The sequence below is a fragment of the Bacillus sp. FSL K6-0255 genome (genome assembly GCF_045040725.1).
GTDB lineage: Bacteria > Bacillota > Bacilli > Bacillales > Bacillaceae > Bacillus > Bacillus subtilis.
This window is the reverse complement of the sequence record NZ_CP150278.1, coordinates 3,476,211-3,495,826: the sequence shown is the minus strand read 5'-3', so window position 1 is coordinate 3,495,826 and position 19,616 is coordinate 3,476,211. Positions and strand designations below refer to the sequence as shown.

Here is a 19,616-nt window from a genome sequence, read left to right as displayed (position 1 = left end):
GTTAAAGAAACGGAGGCTTATTTTTGTGAAAGATCGCTTTGAGTTAGTCTCGAAATATCAGCCCCAGGGAGATCAGCCGAAAGCCATTGAAAAGCTTGTGAAAGGAATTCAGGAGGGCAAGAAGCATCAGACTCTGCTGGGTGCAACAGGAACTGGGAAAACATTTACGGTGTCCAATTTGATTAAAGAAGTCAATAAGCCGACTCTCGTGATTGCCCATAACAAAACCCTTGCTGGACAGCTTTACAGTGAGTTCAAGGAATTTTTTCCGAACAATGCTGTCGAGTATTTTGTCAGCTACTATGATTATTATCAGCCGGAGGCGTATGTGCCTCAAACGGATACATTTATAGAGAAAGACGCTAGTATTAATGATGAAATTGATAAACTGAGACACTCCGCCACATCAGCTTTGTTTGAGCGCAGAGATGTCATTATTATTGCGAGTGTGTCTTGTATATACGGCCTCGGTTCGCCTGAGGAATACCGGGAAATGGTCGTGTCACTGCGGACTGAAATGGAAATTGAGCGCAACGAGCTGCTCAGAAAACTTGTAGACATCCAATATGCCCGCAACGATATCGACTTTCAGCGCGGTACATTTCGTGTGCGCGGGGATGTAGTGGAAATCTTTCCGGCATCCCGTGATGAGCATTGTGTCAGAGTTGAATTTTTCGGTGACGAAATCGAACGGATTCGGGAAGTAGATGCGCTGACAGGAGAAATTCTCGGCGACCGAGATCATGTTGCGATTTTCCCGGCATCCCACTTCGTAACGCGGGCCGAGAAAATGGAGAAGGCGATTCAAAATATCGAGAAGGAGCTTGAGGAGCAGCTGAAGGTCATGCATGAAAACGGAAAGCTCCTTGAAGCGCAGCGTTTAGAGCAGCGGACAAGATATGATCTTGAAATGATGCGTGAAATGGGTTTCTGCTCCGGCATCGAGAACTATTCAAGACATTTGACTCTGCGGCCTCCAGGTTCAACGCCGTATACGCTTCTTGATTATTTCCCAGACGATTTTATGATCGTGGTGGATGAGTCGCATGTGACAATTCCTCAGGTGCGCGGCATGTTTAACGGAGACCAGGCGCGGAAACAGGTGCTCGTGGATCACGGCTTCCGGCTTCCATCAGCGCTTGATAACCGTCCGCTTCGTTTTGAGGAATTTGAAAAGCATATGCACAATATCGTGTATGTATCAGCAACACCAGGGCCGTACGAGATTGAACATACAGACGAAATGGTCGAACAGATCATTCGTCCGACGGGGCTTCTTGACCCGCTTATTGACGTCCGTCCAATCGAAGGTCAGATTGACGACTTGATCGGCGAAATTCAAGCAAGAATCGAGCGGAATGAACGGGTGCTTGTGACAACTTTGACGAAGAAGATGTCAGAGGATCTGACCGATTATTTAAAGGAAATCGGCATTAAAGTAAACTATCTGCATTCTGAGATCAAGACGCTTGAACGGATTGAAATTATCCGCGACCTGCGCCTTGGCAAGTACGATGTGCTTGTCGGCATCAACCTGCTGAGGGAAGGTTTGGACATTCCCGAAGTATCCCTTGTTGCGATTTTGGATGCGGATAAGGAAGGTTTCCTTCGTTCGGAGCGGTCGCTGATCCAGACCATCGGACGGGCAGCGAGAAATGCGGAAGGCCGCGTCATTATGTACGCCGATAAAATAACGAAGTCTATGGAAATTGCGATTAATGAAACAAAACGCCGCCGCGAGCAGCAGGAGCGGTTTAACGAAGAGCACGGCATTACGCCGAAAACGATAAATAAAGAAATTCGCGATGTCATTCGTGCCACAGTAGCAGCTGAGGATAAAGCGGAATACAAAACAAAAGCCGCGCCGAAGCTGTCGAAAATGACGAAGAAAGAACGCCAGAAAGTCGTTGAACAGATGGAGCATGAAATGAAGGAAGCCGCCAAGGCGCTTGACTTTGAGAGAGCCGCGGAGCTTCGCGATTTACTTTTAGAGCTAAAAGCGGAAGGATGATGAACAAATGGCTATGGATCGGATAGAGGTGAAGGGAGCCAGGGCGCATAACCTGAAAAATATAGATGTAACGATTCCGAGAGATCAGCTTGTCGTTGTCACGGGTTTGTCCGGATCAGGTAAATCCTCCCTTGCCTTTGACACGATATATGCTGAAGGACAGAGACGGTATGTCGAGTCGCTGTCTGCTTATGCCCGCCAGTTTTTAGGGCAAATGGATAAGCCTGATGTGGATGCAATTGAGGGGCTCTCTCCCGCCATCAGCATTGATCAGAAAACAACAAGCCGTAATCCGAGGTCTACTGTCGGTACGGTAACTGAGATTTATGATTATCTGCGTCTTTTATATGCGAGAGTAGGGAAGCCTCATTGTCCGGAGCACGGAATTGAGATTACATCCCAGACCATCGAGCAAATGGTGGACAGAATTCTGGAATACCCGGAACGGACGAAGCTTCAGGTGCTGGCGCCGATTGTCTCAGGCCGAAAAGGCGCTCATGTCAAAGTGCTTGAACAGATTAGAAAACAAGGCTATGTCAGAGTCAGAATTGACGGCGAGATGGCTGAGCTTTCTGACGATATCGAATTAGAAAAGAATAAGAAGCATTCCATTGAGGTTGTCATTGACCGGATTGTCGTGAAAGAAGGAGTGGCAGCCCGGCTATCAGATTCATTGGAAACGGCGCTCCGTTTAGGTGAAGGACGGGTTATGATCGATGTCATCGGTGAGGAAGAGCTGATGTTCAGCGAGCATCATGCCTGTCCGCACTGCGGATTTTCAATTGGTGAGCTTGAGCCGCGTCTGTTTTCGTTTAACAGTCCGTTCGGGGCGTGTCCGACGTGTGACGGTCTCGGAATGAAGCTTGAAGTGGATGCCGATCTTGTCATCCCCAATCAAGATTTGTCATTGAAGGAGAATGCGGTCGCCCCTTGGACACCGATCAGCTCACAATATTATCCTCAGCTGCTTGAGGCAGTCTGCACCCACTACGGGATTGATATGGATGTGCCGGTCAAAGATTTGCCGAAGCATCAACTGGATAAAGTGCTGTACGGCAGCGGAGATGACCTGATTTATTTCCGATATGAAAATGATTTTGGACAAATCCGCGAAGGTGAAATTCAATTTGAAGGCGTATTGCGCAACATTGAAAGACGCTATAAGGAGACAGGCTCCGATTTCATACGTGAGCAAATGGAGCAGTATATGTCTCAGAAGTCTTGTCCAACGTGCAAAGGCTATCGGTTAAAGAAAGAGGCGCTTGCCGTACTGATTGACGGCCGCCACATCGGAAAAATTACCGAGCTGTCTGTCGCCGACGCACTTGCCTTTTTCAAAGACCTTACCCTTTCTGAGAAGGATATGCAGATCGCCAATTTGATTTTGCGCGAAATTGTGGAGCGCTTAAGCTTTCTGGACAAAGTCGGCCTCGATTACCTGACATTGAGCAGGGCAGCGGGTACATTGTCCGGGGGAGAGGCGCAGCGCATCAGGCTGGCGACACAAATTGGCTCGCGTTTATCCGGTGTGCTTTATATTTTAGATGAGCCGTCTATCGGTCTGCATCAGCGTGATAACGACCGCTTGATCAGCGCTCTGAAAAATATGAGAGACCTCGGGAACACGCTGATTGTTGTCGAACATGATGAGGACACGATGATGGCAGCAGATTATTTAATAGACATTGGACCGGGAGCCGGCATTCACGGCGGACAGGTGATATCTGCGGGTACGCCGGAAGAAGTGATGGAAGATCCAAACTCATTAACGGGCAGCTATTTATCAGGGAAAAAGTTTATCCCATTGCCTCCTGAAAGAAGAAAGCCGGACGGACGTTACATTGAAATTAAAGGTGCTTCAGAAAACAACCTGAAAAAAGTGAATGCCAAGTTCCCGCTTGGGACGTTTACAGCAGTTACAGGTGTTTCCGGTTCAGGAAAGAGTACACTCGTTAATGAAATTTTGCATAAGGCGCTGGCGCAAAAGCTTCATAAAGCGAAAGCGAAGCCCGGCAGCCATAAAGAGATTAAAGGTTTGGATCATTTAGATAAAGTCATTGACATTGACCAGGCGCCAATCGGAAGAACGCCGAGATCCAACCCTGCGACATACACCGGTGTATTTGATGACATTCGTGATGTATTCGCGCAGACAAATGAAGCGAAGGTCCGCGGCTATAAAAAAGGCCGTTTCAGCTTCAACGTGAAGGGCGGACGATGTGAAGCCTGCCGCGGAGACGGGATTATTAAAATTGAAATGCACTTCCTTCCTGACGTATACGTTCCATGCGAGGTGTGTCACGGCAAACGCTATAACCGTGAAACGCTTGAAGTGACGTACAAAGGAAAAAGCATCTCTGATGTGCTTGATATGACGGTTGAAGATGCTCTTTCTTTCTTTGAAAATATCCCGAAAATCAAACGCAAGCTCCAAACCCTTTATGATGTTGGTTTAGGTTATATTACGCTCGGCCAGCCGGCGACGACCTTGTCAGGCGGAGAAGCGCAGCGCGTGAAGCTCGCGTCAGAGCTGCACAAACGCTCAACCGGACGTACGCTCTACATTTTAGATGAGCCGACGACAGGTTTGCATGTCGACGATATCGCCAGGCTTCTTGTCGTGCTGCAACGGTTGGTAGACAACGGAGACACTGTACTGGTTATTGAGCACAATCTTGATATCATTAAGACGGCCGATTACATTGTGGATTTGGGCCCGGAAGGCGGAGCCGGAGGCGGAACCATTGTCGCGTCTGGAACGCCTGAGGAAATCACTGAAGTTGAAGAATCGTATACAGGCCGTTATTTAAAGCCTGTTATCGAACGTGACAAAACACGCATGAAATCGCTCTTGAAAGCAAAAGAAACAGCTACATCTTAAAACCCTCTGTTAAGAGGGGACAGCTTGTCAGCAAGTCCATCCTTGGGCTTAGCAGGCAAGCTTTTTCTTTACGGCATAATAGGTTTAGAAGTGAACTTACTGTTCAAGCAGGAAACACAGGTACACAACAAGCAGAAGATCTTGGTGCAATTAAAGATGAAATGGATGCGCTTATTGAGGAAGTTGATGGCATTTCAAATCGTACTGAATTCAACGGCAAAAAGTTATTAGATGGTACTGAAACTGATGGTTTCACTTTCCAAATTGGAGCAAATGCTGGCCAGCAGCTTACAGTTAACATTGACAGCATGTCATCAACTGCTTTAGGAGTAAACGCACTTAATGTAACAGATTTTGCTAATACTCCTTTTGATACACAACTTGAAAGTATTGATACTGCAATCAACAATGTCTCAAACCAACGTGCTAAACTTGGTGCGGTACAAAACCGTCTAGAGCACACAATCAACAACCTTGGTGCTTCTTCTGAAAACCTGACAGCTGCTGAGTCCCGTATCCGTGACGTTGACATGGCGAAAGAAATGAGCGAGTTCACAAAGAACAACATTCCTTCTCAAGCTTCTCAAGCGATGCTTGCTCAAGCAAACCAACAGCCGCAAAACGTGCTTCAATTGTTACGTTAATTTTGAACGGCTATCTCTTTCTGATAGTTACAGCTTGCCGACAGAGTCCATTAACTGGATGTGCCGGCAGGCTTTTTTTGTTACAATCATTTTGTGACAGCCAGGGAATCACTTGTTTTTTCAAAACAAAAAAGGCAAGATATTGTCATCTAACCTTTAGCTTTGTTTCAGTTATAATGAATGATATGTTTTCCGCAATTACAAAGTCTTCTTATACAGCTGCTTACTTACACTCATTAAATCTTGAACAATATGTGTGTTGCTGCTGTCGAGCAGCACTTTTATATATTGGATATCGTGAGAGATCGGGAAGGGTCCGTGAATCTGCTCAAGCTCGGTGATCATTTCACGATTCATTCTTTTTTGTTCCTGAATCAGCTTTAACACTGATTCTTGTGTTACTGTATAGTCACTGGGATCTTTCTCCATTGCTTGTCCAGCCTCCTTGGTTGCCGTAAGCTTTTTACATATTGTAATCGGTATAGCCGGAAGATTCTACTTCTAAAACTTTTTAAAATCCAATTTCCGTAAATCGGAGCATGTCTAAAGAATGAATTTGAAACCTGAAGAGATTTTAAACGTATAAATAAGTAAAACGTCCCTGATCTTTTGTCATGGACAATTCACAATAGGAGTGTGGAATGAATTGAACCGTAATCAAGCTATTATTGCATCACTTTGTTATTTCAGTGTGTTCATTGCGCCAATCATTGTGCCGATTGTCGCATATTTTGTTGTAAATGAGAAAGAAACAAAACGCCATGCGATACGCTCTCTTATTTCTCACATTGTTCCGTTTGTCGGCTGGCTGTTCCTTTTTATTGCTTTACTTGGCGGAGCCGTTGCGATTGATGGAGACAGCTTGCTTCCTGTATTTGTAATCATCGGGGGAGCGGTTATTTATTTCTTAGTTGTCATTGGCATTATCATTTGGAATGTGATTCAGGGCATTAAGGTCCTGCGTGCAGCATAAGTAGACAATGGGGAGGAGATCGTAATGAAGCAAGAAAAGGAACGAATCCTTAAGCTTGTTGAGGAAGGAAAGCTTACAGCACAAGAAGCTTTGACACTGATTGAAAAGCTTGACAGCGACTACAAGGAAAAAGAAGAGAAAATCACAGCGCTCTCAGTTCACGTTCATGACGAGGAAGAGCCATTTACAACGGCAAAAAAAGAAAGCGGCAAACCGTCTTTAGGAGCCAAGCTGTTTGACTGGATTGATTCTGCTGTGAAAAAGGTCAAGGAAGTTGACCTTGATTTAAACTTTGGCCATGCGTATGATGTTCAGCACATTTTTCAATTTAAAGATACTGACTTTTCCAGTGTTGAGCTGCAAATTGCCAATGGCAGCGTAAATATCGTCCCTTGGGAAGATGACGATATCAGAGCGGAATGCCAGGCGAAGGTATATCGCGCTGACAGCCAGGATGCGGCGAGACACGCATTTCTTCAGCATATTGAATGTGAAATCAAAGGTAATAAGTTTTTTATCCGTACTGAGAAAAAGACGATGAAAACGAATGTCACTTTGTATATTCCTCAGAAGGAGTATGATAAGATTCGGGTGAAGCTGTTTAACGGTCCAGTCAGAGGGGAACATTTACATGTAAAAGAGTTCTCAGCGAAAACGACAAACGGCGTGCTGTCGTTCTCGTATTTAACAGCCGAAAAAGCCATAGCTGAAACGGCCAACGGGCAAATTAAGCTCGCAAGCCACAGCTGCGGTACGATAGAAGCGGAAACCATTAACGGATTGATCGATCTCCGAGGGAAAAGCGAATCCATTGACGTTCAAAGCTTTAACGGAAATATTGCGATTAACGTAACAGAATCAGACTGCCGCTCCATTTATGCAAAAACAACGACTGGAAATGTAGAGCTTGCAATTCCGGACGATCTCGCAGTGAAGGCAGAGCTGAAAAGCAATCTTGGTACGCTGTCCCATGAATTAATGGATGTAGAGATGCTGAAGGAAAAAAATGATACGATTCAAAAAGAAATGATGTTCACTTCAAATCAGGCACATGATCAAAACATCACCGTCTTCTCAGAATCACTAACAGGCGCCATCAAACTAAAGTACTCACAGAGGTGATCGAATGAATAAGCTTTATCGCTCAGAAAAAAATAAGAAAATCGCCGGTGTTTTCGGAGGTCTCGCGGAATATTTCAATTGGGACGCATCACTCCTCAGAGTCATAACTGTCATCTTAGCCATTATGACAAGTGTCTTGCCGGTTTTGCTCATTTATATCATTTGGATTTTTATCGTCCCGTCAGAAAGGGATATGAAATGACATGGTAAAATGGGCAGTCAGCATTTTAGTCAATGCATTGTTATTAATCGTCATTGATGGATATATTGACTCCATCCATATCAGCAGCATTGGGGCAGCGATTATCGCCAGCCTCATTTTATCGATCTTAAACGTGCTGATTAAACCGCTTTTAATTATATTTACACTGCCGGTCACCATGGTGACGCTTGGACTCTTCTTGTTTGTGATTAACGCCATCACGCTTATGATGACCGCGTCCATTATGGGTGACAGCTTTCAAATCGACGGCTTCGGCACAGCGATATGGGCATCCGTTATCCTGTCGGTCTTCCATTTGCTGATTCAAAAAGGCATTTTAGAGCCGCTTAGAAAAAAATAAAAAAAGCTGCCCGCAAAGGCAGCTTTTTTACATGTGGTGCTTTTTTTGTTTCGTGCGCTTCTGCGGCGAAAACATTGGCGGAAGAAGGCAAAAGCTCAATGCGGCAAATCCAAGGCCTAGGAGGCTAAAGGACATGGCAGACGGCATCATTGTGAGCAAGTAGGCAGATACCATCGGACCTGCTGCCATGCCTGTATATCGGATAAAGTTAAACATTCCGATTGCACTCCCTCTGTTGTGCTCAAATTCATTAGTAATCATTGTAGAGTACAAGGGAGGAATAACCCCCATCGAGATGCCAAACAGTGCCAGCGTCAGAGCCATGAGAACGAGAGAAACGGAATGTGTAACAGCAAATAAAATGATGCTGCAGGCGGCAATCACATTGCTTCCGATAAACAAGGTGTGCAGCCCGATTTTTGCCTGTATTCTTTTAAACAGAAACGTACCTGCAATCGTGCTCAGCGCCAGCGGCAAATATAACAGTCCTGCTATACCCACATCTATATGGTAATGCTCTGTCAGCAATATTGGGAGGTAGACAATTACTGCAAAATAAATGAAAAAGAGAACAAAACTTAAAGTCAAAATGACGTTCCCTGTTCGATTTGTAAATATTGATTTATAATGAGCGAACACATTGCCTTTGGCTTGCTGCATAGATTCAGTTGGAGAATCTTTAGGAAAGGTGATGCTGTTTGTCACCAGCAAAACGATAGAGATGGCCGCAAGTATCCAAAAAATCCCTTCGTATCCGGCTGCTCCGCCTATGAATCCTCCTAGAACTGGAGCAATAGCCGGTGCGACAGACAGGAGCATTTGATACGTTCCCATTGCACTCCCGCGTTCATTTCCTGTAAACAGCTGTCCGATCGTTGTGGCAGCAATAAGAGGCAGTGCTGCGGAACCGGCTGCCTGTATCATTCTGAATATCAGAAACAAGGTAAAGTCAGTAGTCACCGCACAGCCGATGCTGGCTGCTGCCGTTGCCAGAATACCGGTAATCAAGACGATCCGAGCGCCTTTAAAATCAATGATCGCTCCTAATATAATTTGCATTATTGCTGTCACAATCATAAAAACTGAGACTGACAGGTTCACCATAGCTGTGGAAACATGGAATGATTCTTTAATGATCGGAAGAATAGGTGAATAAATGTTCTGGCTTAAAGATGCAAAAAATGCACTGAAGCAAACAGTGTATAAGATCAATACTGCCTTTGATTTTGTATGAGCCAAAGTGTACACCGCCTTTTTGTTTACTTTACAGGTTTGTCTGGAGTCCCATCGGTTTGTTCTGCTTCAAGTGTTGACGTCAACTGCTCTAGAAACTTCAATACAGCCTTTTGTTCTTCTTGTGAAAATGAATCGAGGAATTGGTAAAAAGCCAGCTCCTTTTTTTTATGCAGTTTCTCATGTAAGTCGAAAATCCGTCTGCCTTTACGGGTTAATTTAAAATAAACTTCTTTTTTGTTATCTGTCAGCTGATAGCTGTTAATGAATTCTTCCTTGATCAGTTTTGTGCTGATTTTCGTTACATTCGCTTTCGATAAGTTCATTTTTCTGGCAATTCCGGCATTATTAATGGGTTCATGCTGGCCGATGCAGTCAATGACGTGAATGCTTGTCATATTTTTGGGAATTTCAGCTACATCCTCTTCTGCGGCCTCCTTAAAAAATTGCTGAAGTGAAGTGTTCGCTTTTTGTTCATTAAGGTGCAGCAGTCTCACGTATATGTCGTATATCATCTGTTTTGTCAAATCAGACATAGGCTACCTTCTTTCTTAGGAATAATAGTTAACGATGAAACAATAAAACAAATCGTTTACTGGTGAACAATTTTATTTTATCTTTTCTTGTTTTCGTTGTCAATTGTTGGTGTTTAGACTATTTGTTGATATGTCATGCTGAATATGCGTGTAAAAAGTGTGTGGAAAATGTGATGTTTACATTTATTTTCAAATATTTGGGCACAGATCATATTGACGTTTGGAAGGAAAAGGGATAAAATGACTAATGTTTACTAGTAAACATTTATCATGATATGGGTATTGAAAATGATTATTAAAATCTTAAAAAACATTTGGAAACTTTAAGTGATGCCTGCCATTCGTCTTGTTCAGTTGTTCTAGCTATTCCATCTTGTATTTGAGGGTGATGACTTAAAGCGGGATAAGTTTTAGGGGTGAATGAGATGACCGGAATGGTAACGGAAAGAAGGTCTGTGCATTTTATTGCTGAGGCATTAACAGAAAACTGCAGAGAAATATTTGAACGGCGCAGGCATGTTTTGGTGGGGATCAGCCCATTTAACAGCAGGTTTTCAGAGGATTATATTTACAGATTAATTGGATGGGCGAAAGCTCAATTTAAAAGCGTTTCAGTTTTACTTGCAGGGCATGAGGCGGCTAATCTTCTAGAAGCGCTTGGAACTCCGAGAGGAAAGGCTGAACGAAAAGTAAGGAAAGAGGTATCACGAAACAGGAGATTTGCAGAAAGAGCCCTTGTGGCTCATGGCGGGGATCCGAAGGCGATTCATACATTTTCTGATTTTATAGATAACAAAGCCTACCAGCTGTTGAGACAAGAAGTTGAACATGCATTTTTTGAGCAGCCTCATTTTCGACATGCTTGTTTGGACATGTCTCGTGAAGCGATAATCGGGCGTGCGCGGGGCGTCAGTTTGATGATGGAAGAAGTCAGTGAGGATATGCTGAATTTGGCTGTGGAATATGTCATAGCTGAGCTGCCGTTTTTTATCGGAGCTCCGGATATTTTAGAGGTGGAAGAGACACTCCTTGCTTATCATCGTCCGTGGAAGCTGGGTGAGAAGATCAGTAACCATGAATTTTCTATTTGTATGCGGCCGAATCAAGGGTATCTCATTGTACAGGAAATGGCGCAGATGCTTTCTGAGAAACGGATCACATCTGAAGGATGATAGGGGGAGTAAAACATGAGCCAATCGATTAAATTGTTTAGTGTGCTTTCTGATCAATTTCAAAACAATCCATATGCTTATTTTTCACAACTGCGGGAGGAAGATCCGGTTCATTATGAAGAGTCGATAGACAGTTATTTTATCAGCCGCTATCATGATGTCCGCTATATCCTTCAGCATCCGGATATCTTCACGACGAAATCACTTGTTGAGCGTGCCGAACCAGTCATGCGAGGCCCTGTGCTGGCCCAAATGCATGGAAAAGAACACTCTGCCAAAAGAAGAATTGTAGTGAGAAGCTTTATCGGTGACGCACTGGATCATCTGTCTCCATTGATTAAACAAAATGCAGAAAACTTGTTAGCGCCTTATCTTGAAAGAGGGAAAAGTGATCTCGTCAATGATTTTGGAAAGACGTTTGCGGTGTGCGTCACGATGGACATGCTCGGGCTGGATAAAAGAGACCATGAAAAAATCTCTGAGTGGCACAGCGGAGTTGCCGATTTTATCACGAGTATCTCTCAATCTCCTGAAGCGCGGGCACATTCGTTATGGTGCAGCGAACAGCTTTCCCAATACTTGATGCCGGTCATTAAAGAACGTCGCGTCAATCCGGGATCAGATTTAATTTCGATCCTATGTACTTCTGAATATGAAGGCATGGCGCTGTCGGACAAGGATATACTCGCACTGATTCTTAATGTGCTGTTAGCCGCAACGGAACCGGCTGATAAGACGCTGGCACTGATGATCTACCATTTGCTCAACAATCCTGAGCAGATGAATGATGTTTTGGCTGACCGTTCGTTAGTTCCGAGAGCCATTGCGGAGACATTGCGTTATAAACCGCCGGTTCAGCTGATTCCGCGGCAGCTGTCCCAAGATACAGTGGTCGGCGGTATGGAAATCAAAAAAGATACGATTGTTTTTTGTATGATCGGTGCGGCTAACCGGGACCCTGAAGCATTTGAACAGCCTGACGTGTTTAATATTCATCGGGAAGATCTTGGTATCAAGAGCGCTTTTAGCGGCGCCGCCCGGCATCTCGCTTTCGGATCCGGCATTCATAACTGTGTAGGAGCAGCTTTTGCCAAAAACGAAATCGAAATTGTAGCTAATATTGTGCTGGATAAGATGCGGAATATCAGATTAGAGGAAGATTTTTGTTATGCTGAGTCCGGTCTGTATACACGCGGACCTGTTTCACTTCTCGTTGCGTTTGACGGGGCATAATAGAATTCCAAAGGTCTCTCCCATGCGGGTGAGACTCTTTTTACATATATTTGATCCACAAGTTGAAAAACGCAGTCACTGTTTTTAAATCATCAATTGAAAATTCATTGAAAAGCTGTTTATATTGCTCCTTTGCTTTCTCATGAAGCTGTTCATGTAATGCCGCCAATTTTCTGCCGCTATCAGTTAGCGTATAAAAAATTTCTTTTTTGTTGCCAGGCTTTTTTGTCACTGTAATGATATTGTGTTTCAACAAAGCATGAACCGCTTTTGAAACAGCGGCTTTTGAGATGTGTAAACGGGATGCTAAGAAGCTGTTGTTCACATTTTGGCTGGTATGTATGCAGGAAACAATGTGAAGCTGGGTCAAAGTCCAGTCTTTTTTGAGGTGATCGTGATGTTGTGAGGATATGCCAATGGATGGTATCTGCACCTTTTGCCAGACGCGTTTATCCCTTTTTAATGCGAATTGTTGTATAGCTTGAAATAATTCATCATGAATGCTGTTGTCCATCAATTTGCCTCTCTGATTTAATTGTTAACTGGTTAACTATCCTTAGTTTACTGGGTAATAGTGGAATTTTCAAGAGACAGACGTTTTTTTGTTCTTTATGCACAAAAATGAACTCATAAGCTTCCCTGTTCAGACGCAAAATACATGAAAAGGGAGGTGCTTTGATGAGGAAATACACGGTTATTGCTTCTATATTACTGTCTTTTCTTTCCGTTTTGTCTGGCGGCCATCATGAATCGAAAGCTTTTCCTGTTGTACAGCAGGAACTATTTCAAACGCCTCATTACATACCCTTGCTTGAAAATCCTCCTCAAATTGATGTGAAAGCTGAAATGAGAAGCAATCTAATGATTGAGGCTCAAGTTCGCGATAATTCGTATCAAGCATTTTCCGCCTTTCTTTTTTATAAACAAAGTAATGAGCTGGGCTACAAAATGGTGCCGATGGACCCGACCCCCGGAGCGGTCCGCAAGTTTTTGGCACAAATTCCGAAACGTTTGATTTGGAACAGCGAGCTTGAGTATTACATTGTGATGTCGAATGGGAAGCAGCGGGTTGAGTCGGAGACGAAGAAACTGAAGCTTGAAGGATACCAGGCTGACCTTGCCCATATTCCGGAGCTTCTGATCACAGAGCTGGCGGTTGATACGAAGAATATAGGACGCGCAGACGGTTATGAATTTATTGAGATTTTTAATACGACTGACAGAACGATTGATTTTAAAGACTACCATATCCGTTACCGCTACCCAAAAGAAGGGCCTGACTCCGATCTGATTTGGAGACCTGATGAAAGGATCTTGATACCATCCGGCGAAACGTTTGTCGTCTGGCTGAAGCCTGCCGGGCATCCAGAATTGACGTCAGCGGATTTCAATCGTTATTATCAGACACAACTAAAAGAAGGAAAAAATCTTGCGGTGATAGACGAGACAGAGGGTATGGCCAATACGAGGCCGCGGGCCGTTGTGATATCAACGAATACAGGAAAGGACATTTCGGTTGCGCATTATCGGAAACATGCGCTGCGCCGGCTGTCATCAGTGCTTTATAAGTATCCACTGAACGGAACAGCAGAACTTCTGAACATTTCAATCGGGGAAAAGAATCCGTCTCCCGGAACCGTATTACAGGCACAGGTGCCCGACCAGAAACGGAAAATCAAGCTCGATAAAGAAAAGCCGGTCATTGAGGATTTGACTGACCGCAAGCCTGTCCGCCCTGCTGAAAGCATTGAGCTGCGGGCTGACATACGGGACCGAAGCCTAGTGAAAACAGTGGCCTTTTACTACCGGACGGATGAGAACAAACCGTTTAAGCGAATTCTTGCTGAAAAAGACCGCAACGATAATCTCTTCCATTATATTGTGTATTCGCCTGAATTGATCGGGAAGGATCAGCTAGAGTATTATGTGGCGGCCGGGGACGGGATCAATGAAGCGAGAACGCCGGTCAAAATGATTGATATTAAACAAACAAGCAAGGCGCACGGTCTGCGGATGAATATTGAAAACAGAGACACGCTGTCGGGAACTCAATTTCTCAAAGCCACGACAGAAGGGCGAGCTGACAGCATTAAGCTATGGATTGACGGGAAAAAACAAGTGACAGAGCCCGCGATGGAAAAAGAAGTATATTTTGCATTCGATACGAGGAAAACGAACCTTTATTTTAAAAACGCGGTAACGATGGAAGGCAAAGTGCTGAAGGTGTTCGATGATACAACAAATAAATACCGCACCTATTCTGTTCCATTGCCAGAGACACTGCTTCGGAAAGGGAAGCAGCTGCAGCGTATTACGATACGTTCAGGTTCGAAGGTGTCTCCGTTTGATACGGCTGAAAACCGTGATGACTTCTTAGTCAAAAACGCCCGATTGGTGTTATCGGATGGAACGGTGATCAGAGATCAGAGGGTGTCTCCTGAGAAGGAACTCTTTATTGGCGATAATCAGCGCTCGAATAAAAGCTGGCAATTTCAGTTCAATCTGCCTGACGGACTATTTACATCACAGCTGCTGGAGTGGGATACATCAAAGCTTTCTGAAGGCGCTCACCATATTCAAGCAAGCGACGGGAAGGAAAATGTCAGCCTGGTTGTACGGGTAGATAATTCAGGACCTCACATTGAGCCGAATATCACCGAGGGGCAAACGTATAAAGGAAACCTTATCCTGCAGGCGGATATGTATGATAAATGGAGCAGAATTGAGGAAGCGGAGGCGTCGTTAGATGGAGAAAGCATTACACTCCCATATCATACGTCATCTTCTGACCTTTTGCCGGGAAAACATTCTCTAAAAGTGACAGCAACGGATCTCGCGGGCAATAAAACAGTGATTGAGAGGATATTTAAAACCGAACGAGAGCATCCGGACCAGCCGGAGGTTATAGACAGCGAAGCCGACACGCATAAGGCCAAGCTTTCTGTACGGGTGAAAGATCCGACGAATGATGCCATGGATGTTGGTTTTTATAGGGGATTTCAATATACAGCGCGCAATCATGTGAAAATATTTAAGCACGCGTCACTGACTGAACCGCCGAAAAGCTTTGTGCCGGAAAGGGAGACCCCATTTACGAATAAAGAATTGGAGCGGGTATCAGCTGCTGATGGAAAAACAGTATCGACAGAAAACAAAGAGCTTTTCCCTTATCATCGCTTTGAAGTGACGGTTGATCCATCAATTGATGAGAATGATCTGGCAGAATCAGTCTGGAAGGGCAGTTCTTTGCCGGGGAGAAAGGTGACGATGTATGCTTGGAATTATCGGACAAACGAATGGCAGCCTGTTGACAGCTTCGTCGCGAAGGATGACAAACCGTTTACGCTGAAAGCGTCTGTGATTGCCGCCGATTTTGTACGGGAGTCGAAAATGAATGTGATTGTACAGGATGAAATTCCTCCTGCGAAGGATATGTACACATTTGTCTGGATGTCTGATACACAGTATTACGCCGAAAGCTATCCGCATATTTTTGATAAACAGACCGAATGGATAAAAGATAATCAAAAGCAGCTCAATATCAAATATGTGTTCCACACGGGTGATATTGTAGATGATTCCGCCGATATCAGACAGTGGAAAAACGCTGATCGGTCAATGTCCGTTCTGGATAAGAGCGGAATTCCTTACGGCGTGCTGGCCGGCAATCACGATGTCGGACATAAGGACGGCTCCTACAGGGCGTTTGGCAAATATTTTGGCAGCGATCGTTTTGATAAAAAATTTCATTATGGCGGTTCCTATAAAAATAACCGCGGACATTATGACCTGATTTCTAGCAACGGCAATGATTATATCATGCTGTACATGGGATGGGGCATTACGGATGAAGACATCGCGTGGATGAATCAGGTGCTGAAGAAGCATCCTGACCGGATGGCCATTTTAGCTTTTCATGAGTATTTGCTGGTCAGCGGAAACAGAAGCCCAATCGGAGAGAAAATATTCAAAGAAATCGTAAAGCCGAACCCGAATGTCGTGATGGTGTTGAGCGGGCATTATCATAGTGCGATGAGAAAAACAGATGAGCTGGATGATGATGGTGATGGGAAACCGGATCGTCTTGTGCATCAAATGCTGGCCGATTATCAGGGCGGGCCAGAAGGCGGCCAAGGGTATTTGCGTTTGCTTCAATTTGACCAAGCCAATGACATGGTGCACGTATCGACGTACTCTCCGTATGTAAAGGATAAGAACTACTATGATACGGATACCTATGGCAACAAGGATGAATTTTCCCTTTCGCTTGATTTGAAGCCAAGAATCAAAAAGGTGGAAACCGATTATTTTGAATGTAACGTATATACCAATGAAGAGCTCGGAAAACGGGAGCAAGTGAAGAGCGGGGACACAGCTGAATTCCGCTGGGATCATCTTGAACCGCAGTCTGTTTATTATTGGTACATTATAGTGGAAGACAGTTTTAACGGCAAAACGAAATCACCGATCTGGAAGTTCAAGACGAAAAAAGAAACATATCGTCCGGCACCAGACCAGTTTGATTTTCGCCATGTCTCCAATCCTTAAAAAGGGTTGGAGGCTTTTTTTATGAAAGACGATCCATATAGTGGACAAATGTATAACGGTCGCCTCTGTATACGGATTTTGCATGCTCAAAAGCAGTTCCGTTCTGCAGATATGTTGTTCGTTTAATTAATAGGACAGGCGCTCCCTTTTGAATACCAAGAATATTCGCTTCTTCCGTGGTGGCAGCGCTTGGCTCAAGCTCCTGTTTTGCACGGGAAATCGGTATGCTGTTGTACCTTTCAATATGATCATAGATCGACGACTGAAAATGCGATTCGTTCAATTCACCCGCAAGCTCAAACGGAATATGTGAGGACTCAATCGCCATCGGAATATCATTTGCCAGCCGCACCCGAGTGATTTTATGGATAGAGGAGGGGTGCCCGCAGCCTAATATAGCCGCGAGCTCCTCAGTTGAATCAATAAGCTGATAATCAATGAGCCTGCTGCCCGGTGTCATCCCGCGGCTTTTCATATCCTCGGTAAAGCTTGTCAGCCCTTGAAGTGCTTGTTCCATTTTTGGCTTGCTGACAAAGGTGCCCCGCCCTTTCAGGCGATAGAGCAAGCCTTCATTAACTAAATTAGAAAGCGCCTGGCGAACTGTCATCCGGCTGATCCCGAATTGTTCGGCATATTCGCGCTCAGAAGGAAGAGGCATATCCGGCTGCAGCTCTCCGTTCTTAATTTGGGTTTTTAATTGCTCCATAATCTGATAGTAAATCGGAATAGGCGATTGTTTATTGATATTCATAAGTCAGCATGTTCCTTTCAAGGTCTTAATGACGCGGCTTCACGATCAATCAAAACCGTAACATCGGAATGCAGGTGCAAAGCAGATGCGGGAAAATCTTCGCTTATGTTTCCTTCTAACAGCTTACGAACAGCTTCCGCTTTGCTTTTTCCAGAAATAAGCAGCAGAATGCGCTTGCTTGAGAGTATCGTTTGAATTCCCATTGTCAGTGCTTTTTTCGGCACGCTGTCTATGGAGGGAAAATATCTGGCATTCGCTTGGCGGGTTTGCTCATTTAATGTCACAACATGAGTTCGCGACTTGAAAGACGTTCCCGGTTCGTTAAAGCCGATGTGTCCGTTTCGGCCGATGCCGAGAAGCTGAATGTCAGTGTCGCCGAGGGAATCGACTAGCTGTTCATACCGTCTGCATTCGGCCTCCAAATCGTCTGCATTTCCATTCGGAATAAAATGCCGGCTAGGCTTGCTGTCGATATGCTGAAAAAAACGGTCGTTCATATAGAAGTGATAGCTGTTCGGGTCATCGCTTGAAAGTCCGGCGTACTCATCCAAATTAACTGTAGTGATGTTTTGAAATGAGAGATTCTCAGTTTGGTGCAGGCGGATCAGCTGGCGATACGTGCCTTCCGGTGTGCCGCCCGTCGCTAAACCGAGAACAGCATCAGGTTTTTCTTTGATTGTATCTGCCGTTATTCTGGCTGCTATTTGGCTTAGCTCTTCATACGTTTGACATTCCATTACTTTCATATCTGGTCAGCCTCCTTGGATATAAATGCAATGTTTCCGCGGCAAATGGTGAGAATCACCTCGCAATCACTGCTGACAATCACCAAATCTGCATCTTTTCCCACAGTCACACTGCCTTTTCGGTCAAAGATGCCCAGCTGTTTGGCCGCGTTTTCAGAAGTTATATTAGCTATATCCGTCCAAGAGCAATTTGTAAACTCACGCATATGCCGTGCGCCTTCGTTCATTTTGAGGATCGAACCGGCAAGGGTTCCGTCTGAAAGAAGTGCTGTTCGTCCTCTTACCGTCACACTTTGGCCGCCGAACTCATATACGCCGTCTTTCAGTCCTTTTGCCCTCATGGAATCGGTAATTAAAATGAGCTTGCTGCTGCCTTTCGCCAAAAAAGCAAGCTTTGCAGCTAAAGGATGGGAGTGAATGCCATCGGCGATAAGCTCTGTCACAAACCCATCATGGGCCAGCGCCGTTCCGATCACTCCGGGCTCTCGGTGATGAAACGGGCTCATCGCGTTGTACAGATGAGTCATATGGCTCGCCCCTGCTTTTGCGGCATCCGACAGCAATGCGGAATCGGCATCCGTGTGCCCCATGGATGCGATAATCGATTCGTCTTTCAAATGGCGGATCAGTTCAAAATGCTGATCCTCCTCCGGCGCAAGTGTAACAATTTTGATCAGTCCGCCCGCCTCCTGCTGCCACTTTTTGAAAAGCTCAACATCCGAAGGCCTAATCCACTCCTTTGGCTGCGCTCCGGCTCTTTTAGGCGAAACAAAGGGGCCCTCTAAATGAATGCCGAGCAGTTCTGCACCTAATAAAGAGGACTCTTCAGCCGCTTTCCACTCTCTTGCGTTCACCAAAGCTTGAGAAATGTTCCCATGCTCTTGGGTAATCGTTGTGGCTAAAAAGCTCGTCGTGCCTTCTTCGGGCAGTCTTGACGACATGATGTCGAGCGTGGAAAAGCTAGCATCCATTGTATCTGCGCCATAGCCGCCGTGGATATGAATGTCAATCATGCCGGGAAGCAAAACGGAATCCGCAGGTGCTTGAATCTCTTTTGAATATGGCTCCTTGGGCCGTTCTGTTGAAACTGTGCTGATTTTTCCGTCATTGATTCCGACATAGCCGTTTTTGATTACTTCATTTTCTGTCACGATCGCAATGTCTTTGATAAGAAGACTCTCTGCCATAGATGATCCGCCTTTC

16 protein-coding genes and 1 pseudogene are annotated in these 19,616 nt (G+C 44.8%); 10 read left to right on the top strand and 7 right to left on the bottom strand.

The window, feature by feature from the left end:
• Positions 1-25 precede the first annotated feature (25 nt).
• The 3 genes and pseudogenes from uvrB to MHB62_RS18200 all read left to right on the top strand — a co-directional run.
• Positions 26-2,011, top strand: a complete 1,986-nt coding sequence (gene uvrB, locus MHB62_RS18210) for an excinuclease ABC subunit UvrB (RefSeq protein ID WP_003243787.1) — start codon at positions 26-28, stop codon at positions 2,009-2,011.
• 7 nt (positions 2,012-2,018) lie between these two features.
• The gene (gene uvrA / locus MHB62_RS18205) at positions 2,019-4,892 is read left to right on the top strand and encodes an excinuclease ABC subunit UvrA (RefSeq protein ID WP_003228057.1); all 2,874 of its coding nucleotides are present in this window, start codon (positions 2,019-2,021) and stop codon (positions 4,890-4,892) included.
• 92 nt (positions 4,893-4,984) lie between these two features.
• Positions 4,985-5,536: pseudogene (locus tag MHB62_RS18200) on the top strand (flagellin); the annotation flags it as partial.
• 198 nt (positions 5,537-5,734) lie between these two features.
• Here MHB62_RS18200 and MHB62_RS18195 read toward each other — a convergent pair.
• Positions 5,735-5,965, bottom strand: coding sequence for a hypothetical protein (locus tag MHB62_RS18195; RefSeq protein ID WP_003228059.1), 231 nt, complete (start codon positions 5,963-5,965; stop codon positions 5,735-5,737).
• A 217-nt stretch (positions 5,966-6,182) separates the two neighbouring features.
• Between MHB62_RS18195 and yvlA the strand changes: the two genes are divergently transcribed.
• From yvlA to MHB62_RS18175, 4 genes are read left to right on the top strand one after another with little or no spacing between them, the layout of a single operon-like run.
• Complete coding sequence (gene yvlA, locus MHB62_RS18190; protein ID WP_003244375.1) at positions 6,183-6,509, top strand: protein YvlA; 327 nt, start codon at positions 6,183-6,185, stop codon at positions 6,507-6,509.
• A 24-nt stretch (positions 6,510-6,533) separates the two neighbouring features.
• Positions 6,534-7,631, top strand: a complete 1,098-nt coding sequence (locus tag MHB62_RS18185; protein ID WP_003228061.1) for a DUF4097 family beta strand repeat-containing protein — start codon at positions 6,534-6,536, stop codon at positions 7,629-7,631.
• 4 nt (positions 7,632-7,635) lie between these two features.
• Positions 7,636-7,833, top strand: a complete 198-nt coding sequence (locus tag MHB62_RS18180; protein WP_220562309.1) for a PspC domain-containing protein — start codon at positions 7,636-7,638, stop codon at positions 7,831-7,833.
• Position 7,834: 1 nt separating this feature from the next.
• Entirely contained in the window at positions 7,835-8,194 is a 360-nt protein-coding gene (locus tag MHB62_RS18175; RefSeq protein ID WP_003228066.1) for a phage holin family protein, read from the top strand.
• Between the two features lie 27 nt (positions 8,195-8,221).
• On the opposite strand, the gene MHB62_RS18170 is transcribed toward MHB62_RS18175, so the two are convergent.
• A complete protein-coding gene (locus MHB62_RS18170; protein WP_003228068.1) occupies positions 8,222-9,433 on the bottom strand; it encodes an MFS transporter in 1,212 nt (403 codons plus the stop codon).
• 20 nt (positions 9,434-9,453) lie between these two features.
• A complete protein-coding gene (pchR, locus tag MHB62_RS18165; protein WP_003228073.1) occupies positions 9,454-9,963 on the bottom strand; it encodes a pulcherriminic acid biosynthesis transcriptional regulator PchR in 510 nt (169 codons plus the stop codon).
• A gap of 425 nt (positions 9,964-10,388) precedes the next feature.
• Here pchR and pchC point away from each other — a divergent pair, with 425 nt between their 5' ends.
• Positions 10,389-11,135, top strand: a complete 747-nt coding sequence (pchC, locus tag MHB62_RS18160) for a cyclo(L-leucyl-L-leucyl) synthase (RefSeq protein ID WP_003242712.1) — start codon at positions 10,389-10,391, stop codon at positions 11,133-11,135.
• Between the two features lie 15 nt (positions 11,136-11,150).
• The gene (cypX, locus tag MHB62_RS18155; RefSeq protein WP_003244436.1) at positions 11,151-12,368 is read left to right on the top strand and encodes a pulcherriminic acid synthase; all 1,218 of its coding nucleotides are present in this window, start codon (positions 11,151-11,153) and stop codon (positions 12,366-12,368) included.
• Positions 12,369-12,408: 40 nt separating this feature from the next.
• On the opposite strand, the gene MHB62_RS18150 is transcribed toward cypX, so the two are convergent.
• Positions 12,409-12,882, bottom strand: a complete 474-nt coding sequence (locus tag MHB62_RS18150; RefSeq protein WP_003228083.1) for a MarR family transcriptional regulator — start codon at positions 12,880-12,882, stop codon at positions 12,409-12,411.
• 164 nt (positions 12,883-13,046) lie between these two features.
• Here MHB62_RS18150 and MHB62_RS18145 point away from each other — a divergent pair, with 164 nt between their 5' ends.
• On the top strand, positions 13,047-16,916 hold the full coding sequence (locus MHB62_RS18145; protein WP_003228085.1) for a metallophosphoesterase: 3,870 nt from the start codon (positions 13,047-13,049) through the stop codon (positions 16,914-16,916).
• 19 nt (positions 16,917-16,935) lie between these two features.
• Here MHB62_RS18145 and nagR read toward each other — a convergent pair whose 3' ends face one another.
• From nagR to nagA, 3 genes are read right to left on the bottom strand one after another with little or no spacing between them, the layout of a single operon-like run.
• Positions 16,936-17,667, bottom strand: a complete 732-nt coding sequence (gene nagR, locus MHB62_RS18140; protein ID WP_003228089.1) for an N-acetylglucosamine utilization transcriptional regulator NagR — start codon at positions 17,665-17,667, stop codon at positions 16,936-16,938.
• Between the two features lie 17 nt (positions 17,668-17,684).
• On the bottom strand, positions 17,685-18,413 hold the full coding sequence (nagB, locus tag MHB62_RS18135) for a glucosamine-6-phosphate deaminase (protein ID WP_003228092.1): 729 nt from the start codon (positions 18,411-18,413) through the stop codon (positions 17,685-17,687).
• Positions 18,410-19,600, bottom strand: a complete 1,191-nt coding sequence (nagA, locus tag MHB62_RS18130; protein WP_003243413.1) for an N-acetylglucosamine-6-phosphate deacetylase — start codon at positions 19,598-19,600, stop codon at positions 18,410-18,412. Before nagA ends, nagB begins: the two co-directional genes overlap by 4 nt.
• Between the last annotated feature and the right edge of the window lie 16 nt (positions 19,601-19,616).

What these genes read in the sequence shown, in the direction of transcription:
- pchC (WP_003242712.1), top strand. Translation starts at nt 10,389, where the DNA reads ATGACCGGAATGGTAACGGAAAGAAGGTCTGTGCATTTTATTGCTGAG.
- MHB62_RS18175 (WP_003228066.1), top strand. Translation starts at nt 7,835, where the DNA reads ATGGTAAAATGGGCAGTCAGCATTTTAGTCAATGCATTGTTATTAATC.
- pchR (WP_003228073.1), bottom strand. Translation starts at nt 9,963, where the DNA reads ATGTCTGATTTGACAAAACAGATGATATACGACATATACGTGAGACTG.
- nagB (WP_003228092.1), bottom strand. Translation starts at nt 18,413, where the DNA reads ATGAAAGTAATGGAATGTCAAACGTATGAAGAGCTAAGCCAAATAGCA.
- cypX (WP_003244436.1), top strand. Translation starts at nt 11,151, where the DNA reads ATGAGCCAATCGATTAAATTGTTTAGTGTGCTTTCTGATCAATTTCAA.
- MHB62_RS18150 (WP_003228083.1), bottom strand. Translation starts at nt 12,882, where the DNA reads ATGGACAACAGCATTCATGATGAATTATTTCAAGCTATACAACAATTC.
- MHB62_RS18180 (WP_220562309.1), top strand. Translation starts at nt 7,636, where the DNA reads ATGAATAAGCTTTATCGCTCAGAAAAAAATAAGAAAATCGCCGGTGTT.
- MHB62_RS18145 (WP_003228085.1), top strand. Translation starts at nt 13,047, where the DNA reads ATGAGGAAATACACGGTTATTGCTTCTATATTACTGTCTTTTCTTTCC.
- MHB62_RS18185 (WP_003228061.1), top strand. Translation starts at nt 6,534, where the DNA reads ATGAAGCAAGAAAAGGAACGAATCCTTAAGCTTGTTGAGGAAGGAAAG.
- nagA (WP_003243413.1), bottom strand. Translation starts at nt 19,600, where the DNA reads ATGGCAGAGAGTCTTCTTATCAAAGACATTGCGATCGTGACAGAAAAT.
- MHB62_RS18195 (WP_003228059.1), bottom strand. Translation starts at nt 5,965, where the DNA reads ATGGAGAAAGATCCCAGTGACTATACAGTAACACAAGAATCAGTGTTA.
- uvrA (WP_003228057.1), top strand. Translation starts at nt 2,019, where the DNA reads ATGGCTATGGATCGGATAGAGGTGAAGGGAGCCAGGGCGCATAACCTG.
- nagR (WP_003228089.1), bottom strand. Translation starts at nt 17,667, where the DNA reads ATGAATATCAATAAACAATCGCCTATTCCGATTTACTATCAGATTATG.